Raw genomic sequence first — 15,208 nt, 5'->3', positions numbered from 1 at the left:
CCGGCCGCCGTCGTCAGCCCGCCGCCTCGGTCGTGAGCCCGCCGTCTCCGGTCACCCCGCCGTCTTCGTCGTCACCCCGCGGTCTTCGTCGTCACCCCGCCGTCTCCGGCCAACCCGCCGTCTTCGTCAGGAACCCGCCATCGAGGCACCCATGCCGTTGGAGGTCTGCAGGTAGGCGGTGCCGGGCAGGGCGGCCTCACCGGCGCGGGCGCCCTCGGCCACCGACGCGTCGACCGAGCGCAGATCCGTCTCGGTGAAACCGTCGAGCTGCCAGCTGTTGCCGGTCGGCTCGGTGGCCGGGGCCGCCCCGATCTGGCCCTGCGTGTTGCCCACCGACACATTGGACCGCAGCACGGCCGGGGCGGTGGTCACCGCGAAACCGAGACCGGTGTTCCGGAACGCGGTGTTGTTGCCCAGCTCGATCGCGCCGGTGTTGCCCTCGTCGACGAAACCGTGCCCGCCGTTGCCCCAGGCCGCGTTGTGCCGGGCCGCGTGCGCCGCCCGCACCGCCGGGCTGCCGCCGCCCAGCGCGAAACCGTTCGCGCCGTTGCGGTACGCCCAGTTGTACTGCACCGTGACCCGGCTGCGGAACGAACCCAGGTCGATGCCGTCGCGGCGGTTGCCGAAGGCCCGGTTGCCGCGCAGCAGGTTCCCCTCGCCCGCCCCGAACTGTACCGACAGGCCGGAGCCCTGGTTGGCGTGGAAGTCGCTGTTCAGCACCTGGTTGCCGGCCGTGCCGTCGTTGCGCAGCATCAGGCCGACACCGGCGTTGTCGTGCACGGACAGCCGCTCGAAGACGTTGTTCGCGCAGGACAGGCAGGTCCAGGCGGCGTTGCGGGCGCCGGTGACGGTCAGGTCGCGGACGGTCCACCAGGACGCCCGCTGGGTGATCGCCCACTGGTCGGCCGGGATTCCGGAGGCGTCGATGACGGCGCGCTCGGAGCCGTACGAGCTCAGTGTGATCCGCTGCGCCGCAGTCCCGCTCGTACTGATCGAGATCGGACTGGTCGGTCGGTGGGTTCCACCGCGCAGCGCGATCGTCTGTCCCGGTCTCACCACCGCGAGGGCTTCGGAGACCGAGGTGTACGGGCGGGCCAGGGTCCCGTCCCCACCGGCCGGGCCGCCCGGCGCCACCACGATGTCCGCCGCGCCGGGGCCGGTGGCCGGGCGCGTGGACGGGGTGGCCGTGGGGCGCGCGCTCGCCGTCGCGGTCGCCGGCGGTTGCGGCGCCGAGGTGGTCGTGGAGGTGGGCGCCGCCGCAGTCGGGGGCGCGACGGCCACCGGAGCCGCCGGCTCGCCCGGGCCGTAGGTGACCGCGTAGGTGAGCCCGCCGCCCACCGCGACCGTCGCCGTCACCGCCGCGGCCATGGCCTTGTGCTGCATCAGCGTCTGCACGTGGGCGACCAGCGAGGTGCCGCCGACCACGGCCGGCGCGGCCCCGGCCTGGATCGCCGACTGGATCCCGGCCCACAGCGCGACCGGCACCGGCAGCGCCGCGATGCCGAGCAGGAGCCGCTCCGGCGCGATGATCCCGCTCTGGTGCGGGCGGCACCGCGGGCAGTCCCGGACGTGCCGGGCCAGCCGCTTGCGCCACACCGAGTCCGCGGCGCCGTCCCAGAGCCGGATCGTGCCGGCCAGTTCCGGGCACATCGGCCTGGCCCGCAGCGCCCGCACCACCCCGCGGGACAGTTCCAGCTGCGCCTTCATCCGCTGCACCTTGACCGCGGCGTGCTTGGCGCTGACGTCCAGGGCCTCGGCCAGTTCGGCCCGGGTCAGGTCGCCGCGGGCCTCCTGCCACCACAGGCCGAGCAGCTCCCGGTCGCCGTCGTCCAGCCAGCGGGCCGCCTCGGCCAGCTCACGCCGCTGGTCGGCGGCGACCATCTCGGCGGTGGCCCGCTCGGCGAAGTCGCCGACCGGGTCCGGCACGTCGACCGGTTCCGGGAGGTGCCGCGTCAGGGTCATCTTGCGGCTGCGCAGATGCATCTGGACCCGGCGGTACGCGATGGCGACCAGCCATGATCGGAAACGGTCGGGCTCCCGTACCGAGCCCAGTTTGTTGATGGCCTGAAGCATGGTGTCCTGCACCACGTCGTCGACATCCGGGTGGCCGTTCAGCGCCCGGCCGATGATGTTGTAGATCAGCGACAGATGCCCTGAGATCAACTGGTCCCGTGCGCGCACGTCCCCGCGCTGGGCGTCCCGGACCAGGTCCGGCACCTCGCGTGCGGCCGCGGTCTTACTGTCCGTCACGGTCCCGTTCTCCTCGTCGACGTGGCCCCCCGTCGATCTCCCGTTGCCTGCCTCACCTGGGGGGTGTGCCCACTAGCTGCGAAAATGTCCGTCTACTCGTGATCGGCCCGTATCGTGGCACAGCTTTCGGAGAACTGTAAAGCGCGGTCTCCGCGCTCTCCGGAAAGTTTTTGTTATCGCTCCCACGGCATGTGCATCTACTCTCCGCGACCTTCCCCCCGAGGTGGCAGAACGAGAGGATCCCCATGTCCCAGAAGAGCCGGCGCCTGCTCGTCGCGGCGCTCGCCGTGGTGGTGCCCGGTGGCGCGATCGCGTACAGCGTGCTGCCGTCCTCGGCCGCCACCGCCCCCGTCGCCGGGAACACCTACCAGCTCGCGGTCAAGAAGAGCGGCATGTGCCTCGACGTGCCCTCGGCGTCGAAGAGCACCGGAACCCTGCTCCAGCAGTGGGGCTGCGCCGGCGGCGCCACCGGGCAGCAGTTCAAGCCGGCCGCCGCCGGCACCCGCCACCAGCTGGTCAACGTCAACAGTGGGCTCTGCGTCGACGTCCCTCACGGGTCGACCAGCAGCGGCAAGCAGGTCCAGCAGACCACCTGCAACGCCAAGGAGACCAAGCAGCTCTGGACGCTGACCGCCAGCGGGAGCGGCACCTACCAGGTGATCAACGCGAACAGTGGGCTCTGCCTGTCCGTCCAGGCGGCCTCCACCGCGGCCGGGGCGTCGGTCATCCAGGAGACCTGCACGGCCAACACGAACAAGCAGTGGGCGTTCAATCCCGTCTCCACCTCTTTCACGGTCGCAGCCGATGGCACCGGAACCTATAAGACCGTCCAGGCCGCGGTGGATGCGGTCGGCACCGGCAACGCCAGCCGGAAGACGATCACGATCAAGGCGGGAACCTATCGGGAGATCGTGACGATCCCGGCGAACAAGCCGTTCATCACGCTGCGGGGCGGTGGGGATTCGGCTGACGACGTGGTGATCGTCAACAACCGGGGCGCCGCGACATACGGGACGTTCTACACCCCGACGATGTACGTGTACGGCGCGGACTTCGTCGCCGAGAACCTGACGGTCGCCAACGACTTCGACGAGACCGGGCTGACCAGCGGCACCCAGGCGGTCGCGCTGCGGGTCGACGGCGCCCGAGCCGAGTTCGACACCGTCCGGCTCCTCGCCGACCAGGACACCCTGCTGATCAACGACGGGGCGCGGGCGTACTTCGAGGATTCCTACATCGAAGGCACCGTCGACTTCATCTTCGGCGGCGGCACCGCGGTGTTCAACGCCAGCCGGATCCACGAGAAGCGGACCACCGGCGGGCCCATCACGGCGGCCAGCACACCGGCCGGCCAGACGTACGGATTCCTCTTCTACAAATCGACGATCACCGGCAAGACGAACAACACCACCCAGCTGGGCCGGCCGTGGCGGGCCGCCGGGCAGGTCGTCTTCCGGGAGTCCTCACTGAGCGCCACCATCGCCACCGCCCAGCCGTGGATCGACATGTCCACGAACAGCTGGAAGAACGCCCGCTTCCACGAGTACCGGAACACCGGGGCGGGCGCGACGGTGAACAGCAACCGGGCTCAGCTGACCGACGCGCAGGCGGCGAACCACACGCCGCAGAAGTATCTGGCCGGCGCCGACGGGTGGAACCCGATCGGCTGACGACCCCGGTCCCGCCGGCCTCCCCTTCCACCGGGGCCGGCGGGACCGGTTCCCGTCGTGCCGGTTCTTGTCGTACCCGGGGCATAGGCTGCGGATCGTGAGGAGGGAAGCGAGCATCCTGCATGTCGACCTCGACGCGATGTTCGCCGCGGTCGAGCAGCGCGACAAGCCGTCACTGCGCGGTAAACCGGTGATCGTCGGCGGGGTCGCCGGGCGTGGCGTGGTGGCCACCGCGTCCTACGAGGCGCGCGCCTTCGGAGCCCACTCGGCCATGCCGATGGCCCAGGCCCGCCGCCGCTGCCCGCCGAACACGGCGTACCTGTCACCCCGGTTCCGGGCCTATCAGCGGACCAGCGCGGTCGTCATGGAGCTGCTGGCCGGTGTGTCACCGCTGGTCGAGCAGGTCTCCATCGACGAGGCGTACGTCGATCTCGCCCCAACCGGCCGCGACCTCAGCGTCACCGCCGTCACCGATCTCGCTCTCCGATTGAAGGCGGAGATCGCCGTGGCCACCGGCGGCGTCACCGGTTCGATCGGCGCCGCCTCCAGCAAACTCCTCGCCAAGATCGGATCCGACCTGCACAAACCCGACGGCCTCACGGTCGTCCCACCCGGTGAGGAGCTCGCGGTCCTGCACCCGCTGCCGGTCCGCCGGCTCGGCGGCGTCGGCCCCGCCACCGAGCAGCGCCTGCACCGCTCCGGCATCCGCACCGTCGGCGACCTGGCCGCCGTCGACCTCGACGACCTGGTCGACTGGTTCGGCACCGCCCACGGCCACGGGCTCCACCGGCTGGCCCGCGCCGAGGACAACCGCCCCGTCGTCAGCGACCGCGAGGCCAAATCGGTGTCCGCCGAGGAGACCTTCGACGTCGACGTGACCGACCCGGTCCGCCTCCACCGGGAACTCGACCTGCTGTCCGCCCGGGTCGCCCGCCGCCTGCGCGACTCCGGCCTGACCGGCCGCACCGTCAACATCAAGGTCCGCCACCCCGACTTCACCACGGTGACCCGCGCCGTGACACGTGACCAGCCCACCGACGACGGCGTCCTGATCACCCGCCTGGCCCGCCGCCTCCTCGCCGAACTCAACACGTCCGGCGGCGTGCGCCTGCTCGGCGTCGGCGTGTCGACGCTGTACGACTTCGCCCAGGACGACCTCTTCTCCACCCTCGGCGAGGACCCGCCGGACTTCACCTTCCCGCCGCCATCCCGCCCCGCCACGACCTACGAGCCGGTCGACGCCGGCTTCTCCGACGGCACCCCACCGATACCGCCGGCACAACCTGTCCCACCAGCACCTTCGTCACCGACTGTTCCGGCAGCATTCGACGCGTCGACGGTTCCAGCGGCGGTACCCCCGGCGTCGACCGTTCCAGCGGCACCTGCCGCCGCGACCGTTTCGGCAGCACCCGGCGCGCCATCTCCGGCTACTGCGTCACCGTCGGCCCTTTCCACATCTCCAGCCCTTGCGTCACCGGCACTGGTGGCGTCCGAACCATCAGTGTCCTCAGCCGTTCCGGTTCCCGTCTCGCCTCCCGTGGTGATGTCCGGGCCAGCCGATGCTGCGGTGCCTTCCGCAGCGCAACCGTCTTCACCGTCCGGTCCCGGCGGCAACCCGGAGTCGGGCGTACCGGCCGATGTCCCGGTGTGGCGGCCGGGGCAGGACGTGCTGCATGACGAGTACGGCGCGGGGTGGGTGCAGGGCAGCGGCGTCGGCCGGGTCACGGTCCGCTTCGAGGGGCCGCTCACTCCCCGAGGCCCGATACGGACCTTCCTGGTCAGCGACCCTCACCTGCACGCCACCGACCCACCTGACTGGAGACCACCCGCCAGCCCGACTGTGCCTTCGCCGTGATCCGGGTACCACTGCCGCAGATCGCGCGTCTAGTGAGTTTCGGGCGAACCGATTCACCACAACCTCCCAAGATCGACAGCCGGTCGGCAGGCAATTGGCCAGCAGGGTCAGAGCTGTCTCAGCGTCGCTGAGGCAGCAGCCACCACCAGCCGAGGGTGACCGGGACGGGCATGCATGAGCCGCACCCGGGGACGGTCGGGAGGGGATGCCTGCCGTGGCCGCCGCGAGGCACGGGACGCTTGCGTGCCCGTACCGAGGCATGGGGTGAGAGAAGCGCCGGGAACCGGAAGCGGGCAACCGCCGCAGTGGCGATAGCCGCTGGCCGGGCGGGGCGCAAGCCGGTCGGCGTGGTTGTGCTGATGGTGCACGACCGCGGGCATGGGGCGCGCGGGACGCCGTCACACGGTACGAACTGTCCTGGGAGGACTTTCGATGACCGCTGTGACCCCTCGTCCCGTGCAGCCGCGACAGTGGCCGGTGCGGCGTCAGGTCAGAGGTTCCTGGCTGGCCCGGACGCTGCGCACCACGGACGCGAAACAGATCGGGATCATGTACCTGGCGACCGCGTTCGCGTGGTTCGTGCTGGGTGGCCTGATGGCGCTGGTGATGCGGGCCGAGCTGGGCCGGCCGGGCATGCAGTTGCTGTCTCCGGAGCAGTACAACCAGCTGTTCACCATGCACGGCACGATCATGCTGCTGTTCTTCGCGACGCCCATCGTGTTCGCGTTCGCCAACTTCGTGGTGCCGATTCAGATCGGCGCGCCGGATGTGGCGTTTCCGCGGCTGAACTCGTTCGCGTACTGGCTGTACTTCTTCGGTGGCCTGATCGCGTTCGGCGGGTTCCTGGTGCCGGGTGGGGCGGCGGACTTCGGCTGGACCGCGTACACGCCGCTGAGCACCTGGCAGCACTCGCCGGGTTACGGCGGGAACATGTGGGTGGTCGGGCTGGCGCTGTCCGGTGTCGGCACGATCCTCGGCGCGGTCAACATGATCACCACGATCCTGTGCCTGCGGGCGCCGGGGATGACCATGTTCCGGATGCCGATCATGACGTGGAACATCCTGCTCACCAGCGTGCTGGTGGTGCTGGTCTTCCCGTTCCTGGCGGCGGCGCTGTTCGCCCTGGCCGCCGACCGGGTGCTGGGCGCCCAGGTGTTCAACACCGAGACCGGCGGGCCGATGCTGTGGCAGCACCTGTTCTGGTTCTTCGGTCATCCCGAGGTCTACATCATCGCGCTGCCGTTCTTCGGGATCATCACCGAGGTGGTGCCGGTCTTCAGCCGTAAGCCGGTGTTCGGTTACAAGACGCTCGTCGCCGCCACGATCCTGATCACGATGCTGTCGATGAGCGTGTGGGCGCACCACATGTTCGCCACCGGCCAGGTGCTGCTGCCGTTCTTCAGCCTGCTCAGCTATCTGATCGCGATTCCGACCGGGATGAAGTTCTTCGTCTGGATCGGGACGATGTGGCGCGGCCAGATCACCTTCGAGTCGCCGATGCTGTTCGCGGTCGGGTTCATGGTGACGTTCCTGCTCGGCGGCCTGACCGGGGTGCTGCTGGCCTCGCCGCCGGTGGACTTCCACGTGACCGACAGCTATTTCGTGGTGGCGCATTTCCACTACGTGCTGTTCGGGACGATCGTGTTCGCGGTGTTCTCCGGCATCTATTTCTGGTTCCCGAAGATGTTCGGGCGGATGCTCGACGAGCGACTCGCGAAGGTGCATTTCTGGCTGACGTTCATCGGGTTCCACGCGACGTTCCTGGTGCAGCACTGGGTCGGCAACGAGGGCATGCCCCGGCGGTACGCGGACTATCTGGCCGAGGACGGGTTCACCGTGCTGAACATGGTCTCGACGGTGGGCGCGTTCGTGCTGGGCGCGGCGACGCTGCCGTTCCTCTACAACGTGTGGAAGTCGTACCGGGCGGGGCGGCCGGTGACCGAGGACGACCCGTGGGGGCACGGGAACTCCCTGGAGTGGGCGACGTCCAGCCCGCCGCCGCTGCGCAACTTCGACCGGATGCCCCGGGTCCGTTCCGAGCGGCCGGCTTTCGACCTGAAGTTCCCGCAGCTCGCGGCCGGTGGGCAGTCGGAGGCGGGGCCGCCGGAGGGCGGGGCGCGGCCGCTCACCGAGGAATCCAGCGGCGGTGCCAGCTATCTGGAGGACCGTACCGATCGTTGAGGTATGCGGCCAACGAGCGATCTGTCTGATTTACAGCAAAAGTCGATAGATGCTCATCGCGCGAACTGCCGGTGACTCCCGTAGCTCCCCAACTACACAAAGCGATGAGAGGTCGGACATCTCCCCCGCCCGGAAGGGACCTCATGCCGATCGCATCGTCGCGCCACGGCCTCATCCTCGGAGTCGTGGCAGCGCTCGCCGTCCCCGCGACGCCCACCAGCGCGGCCCCGGTCGCCGGCCGGGACTGCGCCGGTGACTTCACCGCCCGCGCCCAGGCCGACCTCGCCAAGATCACGGTGCTCGACCCGGGCCCGCTCGCCCGGGGCCTGCCCGCGCTCGCCGACGTCCGGCTCGGCTCGGCGAAGGGTGACGTGGACAGCGCCGGCCGGCCGTACCGGAGCGTCGCCGCCGGCCGGCACGCCGACGCCACGGTGCTGGGGCTGCCCGCGGACGGGGCCGGCGCCCGGCACGCGGCGCCCGGCCCGGGCACACCGTCCGAGGTGGACCTGACGACGTTCCAGGCCGCCGGGCTGGCGACGGCGAGCCTGGGGAAGTCGACGGCCCACGCGACCTGGGACGAGAGGTACCGATGCGGCGGAACCGGGCCGCTGACCAGGGCGGCGACCATGCTGGGCGGACTGTCCGTGCTGGACGGCAGCGGTACCGGCCCGGCGATGCTGGCCGGCGACCGGCGAACCAGCCTGCTCCGGATCGGCCCGACCGGCTCGGCGCAGAGCGCCGCCGACCTCGTCCGGCTGCCGGACGGGAGCGTCGGCGTACGGTCGTCGGCCGGTGTCGCGGTCGGTGACCTCAGCCTCTTCGCCGGCACCCCGCAGGAGATCTCGGTCAAGGTGATCACCCAGCCGACACTGGAGGCCGTCGCCGGCGGGGACCGGGCCACCTCGGCCGTCACCTACCGGCCGGCGGTGCTGCGGGTGTCGGCGGCCGGCAAGCCCGCGCACGTGCTCAAGGACTCCGGCGCGGCGGTCTCGCTCGGCCTGCTCGGCGGCGTCGAGCGGTACAGTCCGGCGGCGCTCGAGGTGCGGGTGTCGCTCGGTGAGGTCCGCCAGTCGTACCGGGCCCGCCAGGTGCGGGCGGAGGCGGCGACGCTGCGGCTCGAGGTCAAGGTCGGCAGGGCGCACCTGCTCGACGTGGCGCTCGGTCATCTGTCGGTGGCGGCGTGCGCTCCGGCGCGGGTCGCGGCCGGCAAGCCGGGCCCGGGCCAGGGCCGGCCGGTCCCGTCCCCGGTCGGCCGTCGTGACGCCGTCCCGGCCGCCGCGGTTCCGGCCGCTGAGCAGCCGGCCGCCGCACCTCCGGCGGTGACGGCGACAGCAGATTCGCCCGCCCCCGCCGATCCGCCCGCGGTCGCTCTTCCCGCCGGCCCTTCGGGTGGTACGGGCGGCGGTGATCTCGCCCTGACCGGCTCGGACGCGACAGTCGTCGGCTTCGCCGGGGCGGGCCTGGTGATGGCCGGCCTGATCTCCCTGGTCCTGACCCGCCGCCGCCCGACCCGTAAGTAGCCGCGTCAGTCCCTACTGCAGGGCCCGGACCTCGATGCGGGTCTGGGCCGCCGCGGACGCCTGCTCGGCCCAGCGGAGGGCTTCGGCCTCGTCCGCGACCTCGATGATCCAGAAGCCGCCGACGTACTCGCGGGCCTCGGTGAACGGCCCGGCGGTGTGCTTCGGCTCGGAGCCGGTGGCGTCGACGGTGATCGCGGTCGACGGCGGGTGGAGCCCGCCCGCGTGCACGAAGGCGCCGGCCTCCTGCAACGCGGTGTTGAACCGGCCGACCTGCGCGATCGCCACCTCCAGCTCGGCCGGATCCATCGACGCCATCGTCGGCTCCTCGGCGGTGTCGTGCGGAACGGCCAGGAAGTACTGGGCCATGGTGTGTTCCCCGTTCTGTCGTGGTGAGGCGGTGCGATCTCACCATCCGCGCCGGTGTGCCGTCCAGACTACGATTTCGATGTGGATCGAAAGGTCGTGGAGTTTCGGCTGGGATCGACCGACATCTCGGCTATCCGGTTCGGCATCTCACCGGGGTTCGAGCTGGTGCACGCGGTGCGTGTGCTGCTCCGTCCGCAGGTCGCGCCCCTGCACTGGGGATGGTTCCGCTCCCTGCCGGATCGGCCCGGCGGGGAGGGTTTCCGCCTGATGGCGGTGATCAGCGGCGTCGACGGCTACATGCCGGACTTCCTCACCGCCAGCCCGTCCGGCGACATGACCCCCGAGGAGGAGCTGGACCGGCTGCGCCGGATCACCGACGACCAGTTGCGGTACGACCTCGGCAAGATGGCGATCCGGTCCAGCGGCGCCCGGCAGCAGGAGATCCGGGAGCTGATCGCGGATCCGGCCCGGGCCCGGGCCACCATCGTGGCGGCCTGGCAGCAGGTGTGGGACATGCTGCTGGCGCCGGTGTGGCCGCAGATCCTGCGCCTGCTGCGCGCCGACATCGCGGTGCGGGCGCGGCGCAGCGGCGACCACGGCGTCGCCGACATGGTCGCCACCCTGCACTCGAGCGTGACGTGGCACGACGACGCGGTGCGGGTGCGGATGCCGCAGTACGAGGCGACTGTCGACTGTGGCGGCAACGGCCTCCTGCTGGTCCCCTCGGTGATGTCCACCCGCCGCTGCTCGGTGCTGGACGAGCCGCCCACCCTGCCGACCGTCTTCTATCCGGCGCACGGGATCTCCGAGACCTGGCACCACCCGGGCTCCGATGCGCTCGGCGCGCTCACCGCGCTGCTCGGCGCGGCCCGTGCCCGTCTCGTCGTGGAACTGCAGCAGCCGCTGTCGACGAACGAATGCGCGCGGCTGACCGGGCTGGCGGCGTCGACCGCCTCGCACCATCTCACCGTGCTGCGGGACGCCGGGCTGGTGGACAGCCGCCGGGCCGGGCCGCGGGTGCTGCACACCCGTACCCCGTTGGGGGAGGCTTTAGCGGGCGGACTCTGACAGGAAGTCCGCGAGGCTCCGGCGCGGGACCCAGCCCTGGGCGCGGGCCCGGGCGGTGTCCAGGACCACGGTGGCGGTGAGCTGCTCCACGGCGTACCGGGAAAGGGCTGGCGGACGGCCGGTCAGCCGCGCTGCCGCCGTGACCACCGCGGCGGCCGCGCGGGCCAGCGCGACCGGCACATGGGCGACCGGCACGCCGCAGACCGCGGCCACCACCTCGTCCCGCCGATAGGCGGAGGTGTCCGCGATGTTGTACGCACCGGACGGCCACCGCACTGCCGCCAGGCAGGCGTCCGCGAGGTTCTCCACCGCGGTCAGGCTGAGCGCCACGTCCGGCCCGGGCAGCAGCGCCCGGCCGCCGCGCACCACCCGCCGCAGCCGGGGCAGCAGATGCGGATCACCCGGCCCGTACACGGCACGCGGCCGCAGCACCACGGCCTCCGCGGCGAGTGCGAGCCGTTCCCCGGCCGCTTTCGTCCGGCCGTAGGCGGTCAGTCCACCCAGGGGATGGTCCTCCCTGATCATTTCCGGACCGGCCGGGGCGTAGACGCTCGCGCTGCTCACCCACACGACCGGCCGGTCCCCGGCAGCCTCCAACAGGCGGGCGGCGCCGTCCACGTTCACCGCCCGGAAGGCGGCCTCCGTCGCGCGGCCGGGCGGCGGGTCACCGACGGCGGCCGCGAGATGCAGCACGGCGTCGGTTCCGCTCAGATCGGGCGGGGTACGGGTGGCGTCCCAGAACCGGTGCTCGCCGACCGGGCCGGGGCGCCGCCCGAGACAGACGACCTCCATCCCGGCGCCGGCGGCCGCCCGCGCCACCACCCCGCCACAGAACCCGCTGGCCCCGCTCACCGCGACCCGCATCGGTCGCCGCGTCATGAATCTCCCCGGTTGGCGGACACGATGAGCGTCCGCCAGCCGGGCAGGGCGCTGTGGCGGTCGGGGCGGGCCCTGCGGACCACCGGCCGGTACGGGGCGAGGGCCGCCAGCGCGTCGGCCAGCTGGAGGCGGGCCAGGCGGGCGCCGGGGCAGGCGTGCGGGCCGGCGCCGAAGACGAGCTGGGCGGTCCGGGGCTCGACCGGGTCCGTCGGGGACGGGTCCCGGCGGTGGGCGCCGACGGCGTGGCGGGTGATCAGAATCAGCCGGTCGCCAGCGCGTACCGGACACCCGGCGACGGTTCCCGCGGCGGCGGCGACCCGGGGGAGAAGCGGCGTCGGAGCGGTCACGCGGAGCATCTCGCCGGCCAGCGCATCGGGGTCGGTCCCGGCCCAGCCCCACAGGCCGGCGTCGGCGCACCAGGCTGCGGCCCGCGGCAGACCCGCCACGGTCGTGTTGACGGCGGCCACCGCCACCATCGCCGCCAGCCCGTTCCCGTTCGCACGTTCATCGGCGGGGGACAGCAGGCGGTTCAGGTGGTCGGCGGCGCGGCGGGCGGCGCGCCGGCGGCCCGGGAACGGCGGCCCGGGCAGATGCTCCCGGGCCCCGGCAGCGGCGGCGGCGCGGGTCGCGGCGGCGAGCTCGCGGGGATCGGCGCCGACGCCGAGGAGCGCGGCGGCGGTGGCGCCGGACAGCTCCGCGGCCACGTCGACCAGGTCGACCGGACGGCCGCCGGCGAGCGGGGCCAGACGCCGGTCGAGAACCTCCCGCCACACCGGGCGCAACCGCTGAACGCCGTCGGCTCCCAGTGACTCGGCGAGATGCCGGCGGGTTCCCCGATGATCGTCGCCGTCCTGGTCGAAGAGCAGACCGCCACCGGCGAGACGCCCGGCCGCGGCGCCGGTGGTCCCCTCGGCGGTCCGGTCCAGCGGAACCCGGGTGAGCCCGTCCAGGTACGCGTCCCGCGAATGCGCGATCACGGTGCCACCGATCCGGACGGCCGGGCGACGGCGGGTGGCGGCGAGCAGAGCGAACAGCACCGGATGACTGCGCAGGTAGACCTGCCGGTCCCGGCGCCGCGCCCGTCCCTGCGACATCCTCGCCACCCCATCCCGCGTGATCACCGGCGAACTCTCGCACCCTCCCCGCCCGGACCCCGCGCCGGGTGCCGCCACGCCGGACCGGTCAGCGGACGTGGACCTGCGGGGAGGCGGGCGGTCGCCAGCGCCGGTCCCAGTACCAGAGCAGCGTCCGGCGGGCGCCCCACGCGCGCAGCCGGCGCAGGCTCGCCTCGACGACGACGTCCTCGGCGCGCACGATGCGGGAGGTCACGCGGCGCGCTCGGTTCAGCATGGTCACGTCCTCCGAACCGTCCTCCAGAGCCTCCCGGGCGGTGCCGCCGCAGCGCAGGTACAGATCGCCGGTCACCGCCACATTGTGCCCGTGGACCAGCACGAACGGACTGCGGAACTCCGGCCCGCGGTGCGCCCGCCGGTACCGCCCGTAGAGCGCGGCCGTCCGGACGGCCGCCGGGAAGACGTTCCGCTCCGCCCACGAGGGCCGCTCGTCACGGCGCGGCACACTGCGGCCGCAGACCATCTCGACCCCGTCGCCGAGGTACGCCCGGAGCGTCGCCACCCAGTCCGGCGCCGGCAGGCAGTCGGCGTCCGTCCTGGCCAGGAACGTGGCCCCGGTCGCGATGGCGTGCCGGAACCCGGTGTCGGCAGCCGTCCCGGCCCCGGGTTCGGTCTCGGTCACGACCTCCACCGGGAACGGCGCCGTGCCGGCGAACCGGCGTACCACCGCGGCGGTGTCGTCAGTGGACGCGTTGTCCACCACGATCAGCCGGAAGTCGAGATCCGTCTGCGCCGCCAGCGCCCGCAGCGTCGTCCCGATCGACGCGGCCTCGTTGTAGGCGGGCACCACCACGGCGAGTCCCGTCACGGGCGTACCCCGAAAGGTCTGCGCTGGCGGGGGATGGTGGCAGCGATCGACGCCGCCGCGAGCCGGTCGGGTTTGCGGGAGCGGCCGGACAGCGGGACCGGGGCGAACATCACGCGGTCGGGGCGGGCCGAACCCATCCGGTGCAACGGTTCGCGCAGGGCGGCCTCGACCGTGGCCCGGTCGGCGCCGGGCGCCGTCTCGATCAGGGCGACCACCTGTTCGTCGCCGTCGCCGGCGGGGACACCGACCAGTACGGCGACCGCTACGCCGGGCACGTGCAGAGCGGGCTCGTACAGGCCGGGATAGATGTTCTCGGCCTTGCGCAGGATCATGTCCTTGCACCGCCCGGCGAGGACCACCCGGCGGCCGTCGAGGGTGGCCATGTCGCCGGTGGCGACCCATTCGTGCGGCGCCGAGCCGAGATAGCGATCGCAGACACCGGAACCAGCGAGCAGCAGCTGACCCCGCTCGTCGAGGGTGGCGCGGACACCCGGCAGCAACTGGCCGGCCAGGTCGCCGTCGCCGGTGAACGCCGCCTTGTCGCGGGACTCGACGGCGGCGGCCGGGAACACCTCGGTGAGCGCGTAGACCCCCCACGCCTCGTCGGCGCCGGCGGCCCGCACCCGGTCCAGCAGGTGCGCGGAGACCGGCGCGGAGCCACTGTAGACCCGGCCGGTGAACGGGACCCGCGCGTCGAGAGCGGCTCTGATCTGCGGCGGGGTCAGATAGGTGGCCTGCGGGCGCAGCGCGCTGATCTGGCGGGCGAGTGTGCCGGGCCGCCGGGCGGGCGCGGCGACCGGAGCCCCGGCGGCCAGCGACGGGACCATGACGAAGAAGGTCCCACCCAGGACCGGTACGCCGGGACGCGGCTGGACCAGGCCGGCCACCGCCCGCAGCCCGGCGCCGAGACCCGCGCGGGTGTGCACGACGGCCCGCGGGCTGCTGGTGGTGCCGGACGTGAAGATGACGACCGCGTCGCCGTCGCCGTCGAAAGCGGGCGGCACCGGACCGCCGGGCAGCGGCAGGGCCGGGGCGTTGCCGGGCAGGCGCGGGCCCACCGTGACGGCCGGGCCGAGCGCGGACAGGTCGGGCAGGGCCAGGCCGGCGCGACGGGCCAGGGGAGCGGCCCAGCCGGCCACCGCCTGCGCGGCCGCGTCGGCGACGATCAGCGCCGGGCGGGCCACCGACAGCCGGGCGGTGAGCACGTCGGGCCCGGCGGCCGGATCGAGCAGGGCGACCCGGACACCGAGCCGGTAGGCCGCCAGGACCATGGCCAGCGCCCGCTGCCCGGGGCGGATCGCCAGGCCGAGCGTGTCGCCGGGGCGCAGGCCACGAGCGTGCAGGGCGATCGCGTACCGGTCCCGGAGGGCGGCCAGATCGCCGCGGGTGACCGTGCGCCGGCCGCGGATCAGGGCGGGCCTGTCGTCGCCGGGCGTCAGACCCGTGCTCAGCTCGTCCAGCACTGCACTCCTCGAAGG

11 protein-coding genes are annotated in these 15,208 nt (G+C 72.8%); 5 read left to right on the top strand and 6 right to left on the bottom strand.

The genetic code is table 11. The features are described from left to right. Positions 1-126: 126 nt before the first annotated feature. Positions 127-2,250 (bottom strand): sigma-70 family RNA polymerase sigma factor, encoded by a 2,124-nt coding sequence (locus Aut01nite_RS16940; protein WP_052163074.1) that lies wholly within the window; start codon positions 2,248-2,250, stop codon positions 127-129. Positions 2,251-2,495: 245 nt separating this feature from the next. On the opposite strand from Aut01nite_RS16940, the gene Aut01nite_RS16935 reads away from it, so the two are divergent. From Aut01nite_RS16935 to Aut01nite_RS16915, 4 genes are all read left to right on the top strand, one after another. After that, on the top strand, positions 2,496-3,920 hold the full coding sequence (locus Aut01nite_RS16935; protein WP_043521633.1) for a pectinesterase family protein: 1,425 nt from the start codon (positions 2,496-2,498) through the stop codon (positions 3,918-3,920). A gap of 97 nt (positions 3,921-4,017) precedes the next feature. Continuing rightward, positions 4,018-5,775 carry a DNA polymerase IV gene (locus Aut01nite_RS16930; protein WP_043521634.1) on the top strand — a complete coding sequence of 586 codons (1,758 nt, stop codon included), beginning with the start codon at positions 4,018-4,020 and terminating at the stop codon, positions 5,773-5,775. Positions 5,776-6,207: 432 nt separating this feature from the next. Beyond that, positions 6,208-7,956, top strand: coding sequence for an aa3-type cytochrome oxidase subunit I (gene ctaD, locus Aut01nite_RS16920; protein WP_043521636.1), 1,749 nt, complete (start codon positions 6,208-6,210; stop codon positions 7,954-7,956). A 185-nt stretch (positions 7,957-8,141) separates the two neighbouring features. Continuing rightward, positions 8,142-9,476 carry a hypothetical protein gene (locus Aut01nite_RS16915; protein WP_152628440.1) on the top strand — a complete coding sequence of 445 codons (1,335 nt, stop codon included), beginning with the start codon at positions 8,142-8,144 and terminating at the stop codon, positions 9,474-9,476. A 12-nt stretch (positions 9,477-9,488) separates the two neighbouring features. Here the strand turns inward: Aut01nite_RS16915 and Aut01nite_RS16910 are convergent, their stop codons facing one another. Then, on the bottom strand, positions 9,489-9,842 hold the full coding sequence (locus tag Aut01nite_RS16910; protein ID WP_043521638.1) for a YciI family protein: 354 nt from the start codon (positions 9,840-9,842) through the stop codon (positions 9,489-9,491). An 81-nt stretch (positions 9,843-9,923) separates the two neighbouring features. On the opposite strand from Aut01nite_RS16910, the gene Aut01nite_RS16905 reads away from it, so the two are divergent. Further along, on the top strand, positions 9,924-10,910 hold the full coding sequence (locus Aut01nite_RS16905) for an ArsR/SmtB family transcription factor (RefSeq protein ID WP_043521640.1): 987 nt from the start codon (positions 9,924-9,926) through the stop codon (positions 10,908-10,910). Here the strand turns inward: Aut01nite_RS16905 and Aut01nite_RS16900 are convergent. The 4 genes from Aut01nite_RS16900 to Aut01nite_RS16885 all read right to left on the bottom strand — a co-directional run bounded on the left by Aut01nite_RS16900 (position 10,893) and on the right by Aut01nite_RS16885 (position 15,193). Further along, the gene (locus Aut01nite_RS16900; protein WP_043521641.1) at positions 10,893-11,789 is read right to left on the bottom strand and encodes an NAD-dependent epimerase/dehydratase family protein; all 897 of its coding nucleotides are present in this window, start codon (positions 11,787-11,789) and stop codon (positions 10,893-10,895) included. The two genes, Aut01nite_RS16905 and Aut01nite_RS16900, sit on opposite strands and share 18 nt — an antisense overlap. Further along, positions 11,786-12,910, bottom strand: coding sequence for a cytochrome P450 family protein (locus tag Aut01nite_RS16895; protein WP_239124604.1), 1,125 nt, complete (start codon positions 12,908-12,910; stop codon positions 11,786-11,788). Before Aut01nite_RS16895 ends, Aut01nite_RS16900 begins: the two co-directional genes overlap by 4 nt. 61 nt (positions 12,911-12,971) lie before the next feature. Further along, a complete protein-coding gene (locus tag Aut01nite_RS16890; RefSeq protein ID WP_043521642.1) occupies positions 12,972-13,730 on the bottom strand; it encodes a glycosyltransferase family 2 protein in 759 nt (252 codons plus the stop codon). Continuing rightward, complete coding sequence (locus Aut01nite_RS16885; protein ID WP_052163075.1) at positions 13,727-15,193, bottom strand: AMP-binding protein; 1,467 nt, start codon at positions 15,191-15,193, stop codon at positions 13,727-13,729. The genes Aut01nite_RS16890 and Aut01nite_RS16885 overlap by 4 nt, the downstream gene beginning before the upstream one ends. Between the last annotated feature and the right edge of the window lie 15 nt (positions 15,194-15,208).

The sequence above is a fragment of the Actinoplanes utahensis genome, from assembly GCF_016862455.1.
GTDB lineage: Bacteria > Actinomycetota > Actinomycetes > Mycobacteriales > Micromonosporaceae > Actinoplanes > Actinoplanes utahensis.
The sequence above is the reverse complement of the archived record's forward strand: the minus strand, read 5'-3'. Positions and strand labels throughout refer to the sequence as shown.

Bases quoted from the DNA above. Each gene is read 5' to 3' on its own strand.
- Aut01nite_RS16910 (WP_043521638.1), bottom strand. From the start codon at position 9,842: ATGGCCCAGTACTTCCTGGCCGTTCCGCACGACACCGCCGAGGAGCCG.
- Aut01nite_RS16900 (WP_043521641.1), bottom strand. From the start codon at position 11,789: ATGACGCGGCGACCGATGCGGGTCGCGGTGAGCGGGGCCAGCGGGTTC.
- ctaD (WP_043521636.1), top strand. From the start codon at position 6,208: ATGACCGCTGTGACCCCTCGTCCCGTGCAGCCGCGACAGTGGCCGGTG.
- Aut01nite_RS16935 (WP_043521633.1), top strand. From the start codon at position 2,496: ATGTCCCAGAAGAGCCGGCGCCTGCTCGTCGCGGCGCTCGCCGTGGTG.